At 33.8% G+C, this 3,984-nt stretch carries 4 protein-coding genes and 1 pseudogene; all 5 read left to right on the top strand.

Features of this window, described 5'->3' with window-relative positions:
* A pseudogene (locus tag B4I81_RS02215) lies at nt 1-128 on the top strand (ATPase); the annotation flags it as partial.
* Between the two features lie 59 nt (nt 129-187).
* Entirely contained in the window at nt 188-808 is a 621-nt protein-coding gene (locus tag B4I81_RS02210; RefSeq protein ID WP_291106929.1) for a hypothetical protein, read from the top strand.
* A 152-nt stretch (nt 809-960) separates the two neighbouring features.
* Nucleotides 961-1,251: a helix-turn-helix domain-containing protein gene (locus B4I81_RS02205; RefSeq protein WP_291106927.1), complete on the top strand. Its 291-nt coding sequence runs from the start codon at nt 961-963 to the stop codon at nt 1,249-1,251.
* Between the two features lie 102 nt (nt 1,252-1,353).
* Nucleotides 1,354-2,604: a type II toxin-antitoxin system HipA family toxin gene (locus B4I81_RS02200; protein ID WP_291106925.1), complete on the top strand. Its 1,251-nt coding sequence runs from the start codon at nt 1,354-1,356 to the stop codon at nt 2,602-2,604.
* A gap of 84 nt (nt 2,605-2,688) precedes the next feature.
* Nucleotides 2,689-3,984 (top strand): DEAD/DEAH box helicase family protein (locus tag B4I81_RS02195; RefSeq protein WP_291106922.1); only part of this gene is annotated, 1,296 nt, incomplete at its 3' end.

Genomic DNA, 3,984 nt, shown 5'->3' with positions numbered 1-3,984 from the left:
AAACCCACATAACCACAAACCTATCCGCCACCGAAATAGAAAAGCACTACGGCAACCGAGTAAGAAGTCGCTTACGTGAGATGGTGAACCTAATTGCATATGATAAATCAACACCAGACAAGAGATAACAAAGCTTTGTGAACTTCGTGCCTTCTTTGTGCTCTTTGCGGTTAAAAAAAATAACAACATGAAAAAAATAACAACATTCTGGAACTACTTCCAACAAAACAACTTCGTTTTCCTACTCCTAAACGAAATCCCAAATGACGAACTTAAAACCCATTTCGACAACCTAATCGAAATACTGCACCAATACAACAAAGACCTTGACCTCATCATCAAAAACAAAAATAATGGTGCAGAATTAATCATCACAGCCAACGGAAATCCTTATCTTTTCAAAGAAGTAGAATTACTAGTCCATCATGCACCAGTTGTAGAACGTTGGAAAATAACCGCATTCCTTCAACCCGAAACCAACCTAACCAAATACGAAAACGGCACCGACAAACCACTTGACTATTACGGCATAACTTTACGAATAAGCGAAATGTATTTCATCCCAATAGAAAACCCAAACAAACCAACCGATTTAGGAATAAAAGTGTTACTCAAAAACTACATAGTCCACAAAGACAACCCAAGACTTCGAGAAGCGGTTTACATTCATATCGAACATCTAATAGGTGAAAAATCTTTTGCTAATGATATCGCATTTATTGAAATTGGACAATTAGAAGGGGAAGACGAAAACTTAATTGAATTATATAATTTGAAATCCTATATGGTTCGGGTAATGTCAAAATAAGATATAAATATAGCACAAGCTTATAATAAATCAATCAAATTGAAAATAGGTAATACTTCAGATGATACTCATAAAGAAAAATAACAAGCAAAAATGTTTGTTATTTTATACAAAAATGTTAGTTTTGTTCATATTAATGAACATTTGTAAAAATGAGTAGAAAGAAACAAACAATATTTCCAAAGCATCTAATCATATTAGAACAAATGGGTGAAAATATAAAGTTGGCTAGAAAAAGACGTAAGTTAACAGCTGTACAAGTGGCTGAAAGAGCAGATATTGTGAGAACTACTTTATACCAAATAGAAAAAGGAAATCCTAGTGTAGCTATCGGAGCTTATTTTAATGTGCTCAGAGTATTAGGTCTACAAGATGATTTTCTGAAACTAGCGGCTGATGATGAATTAGGTAGAAAATTACAAGATTTAGAACTATTAAAATAGCAAATCACTTGTCAGGTCGAGCGGAGTCGAGACCAAAATAGTAAATTAAAATTTTGTCAGGCTGAGCTTGTCGAAGCCTAGACCTTTGAAATAGTTAATCAAATGGCACAAAATAAAATCGACATATACGTTTACGCGCATTGGGTAGGAATGCCCGAACCTCAGCTTATTGGTACACTTTCTGCACACTTTGCAAAAAGAAAGAAAGCCTTTAGTTTTGAATATGATAAACAATGGCTTAAATCCGGAAATCAATTCCTACTAGATCCAGATATTCAATTATATAGCGGACAACAATTTCCGAATGGTAAAGAAAATTTCGGAGTCTTCTTAGACAGTATGCCCGACACTTGGGGAAGAACACTAATGAAACGACGAGTAGCGCAACAGGCAAAAGAGAATAATGAAAAGGCAGCAACTTTATATGATATCGATTATTTATTAGGCGTGTATGATGAAAGTCGTATGGGGGCTTTACGATTCAAAAAAAAATTGGATGAGCCATTTTTAGATAACAATAACGAAACGCCTACACCACCATGGTCTTCAGTTAGAGAATTGCAACAGGCAGCCAATAGTTTTGAAAATGATGAAAATAATGAAGAGGCTAAAAAATGGTTGGCCATATTAATGGCTCCGGGTTCTTCATTGGGAGGTGCAAGACCGAAGGCGAACATTTTAGACGAAAATAAAGAACTTTGGATTGCTAAATTTCCTTCAAAAAACGATACCATCGACAAAGCAGCTTGGGAATACCTAGCATACCTATTAGCCACTAATGCTGGAATCAATATGGCACCGTGCAGAATTGAAAAAATTGCAGGGAATTACAATACCTTTTTTACCAAACGCTTTGATCGCGAAAAGGGCGAACGCATTCATTTTGCATCAGCAATGACCATGACCAGTAATAACGAAGATACCATTCGCGACAATACAGCTAGTTATTTAGATTTAGCGGAATTTATTAGTAATTATGGAACAAATATAGAAGACAACTTACACCAATTATGGCGAAGAATAATTTTCAATATAGCCATTTCCAATACCGACGACCATTTACGAAATCACGGTTTTATACTAACCAATGAAGGTTGGATTTTATCACCAGCCTACGACCTAAACCCATCAATAGACAAAGACGGTTTGGCACTCAACATCGACACCAATAACAATGCATTAGATTTTGAACTGGCTAAAGAAGTAGGTGAGTATTTTAGATTAAACAACGAACAAATGGAAGCTATAATCCATGAAGTCATGAAAAGTGTAAGTCAATGGAAAGAAATAGCAGCTAAAATAGGTATTCCAAGGAGTGAACAGGAACTAATGGAGAAAGCATTTAATATTTAATAAATCGATAAAATTTATTTTAGTATATAATATAAATAAGTTTATTAATTTTAGGAACTTTAATTAAAATAATGATATTTTAACTTGAAAAACGAAAAACATACTCGCAAAGAAATCATAGACAATCGCTTGAAACAAGCGGGTTGGAATATCAATGATAGAACTCAAGTAGTAGAAGAATTCGATATTATTATTGATGAAAATCTAGTAAAAGAAGCTCCAACTCCTTACGCTGGACATCAATATAGTGATTATGTTTTGCTAGGTAAAGATGGTAAGCCATTAGCTGTTGTTGAAGCTAAAAAATCAGCTGTTGATGCTGCAATAGGAAGAGAACAAGCCAAACAATATTGTTATAACATACAAAAGAAAACAGGACTACTACCATTCTGTTTTTACACTAACGGCAATGATATTTATTATTGGGATTTAGAAAACTATCCACCTAAAAAAGTTTATGGTTTTCCAACTCGTGATGATTTAGAGCGATATTTATATATCAAAAAAGCGCGTAAATCTCTAGTTGGTGAATTAATTAATACAAAAATCGCAGGTAGAGACTATCAAATTGCAGCTATTAGAGCTGTTATGGAAGCCATTGAAAAAAGAAGGCGTAAGTTTTTACTAATCATGGCAACAGGAACGGGTAAAACTAGAACTTGTATTGCATTAGTTGAAACACTTATGAAATCGGGTTGGGCAGAACGAGTTTTATTTTTAGTAGATAGAATTGCACTAAGAGATCAAACTTTAGAAGCATTCAAAGAACACTTGCCTAATGAACCAAGATGGCCTAATCAAGGAGAAAAAGAAATTTCAGCAGATAGAAGGATTTATATTTCTACCTATCCAACGATGCTGAATATTATAAGAAATGAAAAAAAATCATTGTCTCCTCACTTTTTTGATTTGATTATAATAGATGAAAGTCACAGAAGTATTTACAACACATATCAAGAAATTTTAGATTATTTCAATACAATTACTTTAGGATTGACAGCAACTCCTACTGATGTAATTGATCATAATACGTTTCAGCTTTTTGAATGTGAAGACGGATTACCAACATTTGCCTACACTTATGAAGAAGCGGTAAACAATATCCCTCCTTACTTGAGCAATTTTCAGGTTATGAAAATTAAAACAAAGTTTCAAGAAGATGGAATTAGCAAAAGAACGGTATCATTAGAAGACCAAAAGAAATTAATTTTAGAAGGTAAAGAAATTGAAGAGATTAATTTTGAAGGAACTGATTTAGAAAAAAAGGTTTCTAATAAAGGAACTAATGCTTTGATCGTTCGTGAATTCATGGAGGAATCAATCAAAGACGCTAATGGTGTTTTACCAGGTAAAACTTGTAAATCGTCAGCAAAAAGTGGA

Source organism: Flavobacterium sp. UBA6195, from assembly GCF_002422095.1.
In the GTDB taxonomy this organism is placed as follows: Bacteria; Bacteroidota; Bacteroidia; order Flavobacteriales; family Flavobacteriaceae; genus Flavobacterium.
This window is presented reverse-complemented; position numbering and strand designations above follow the sequence as displayed.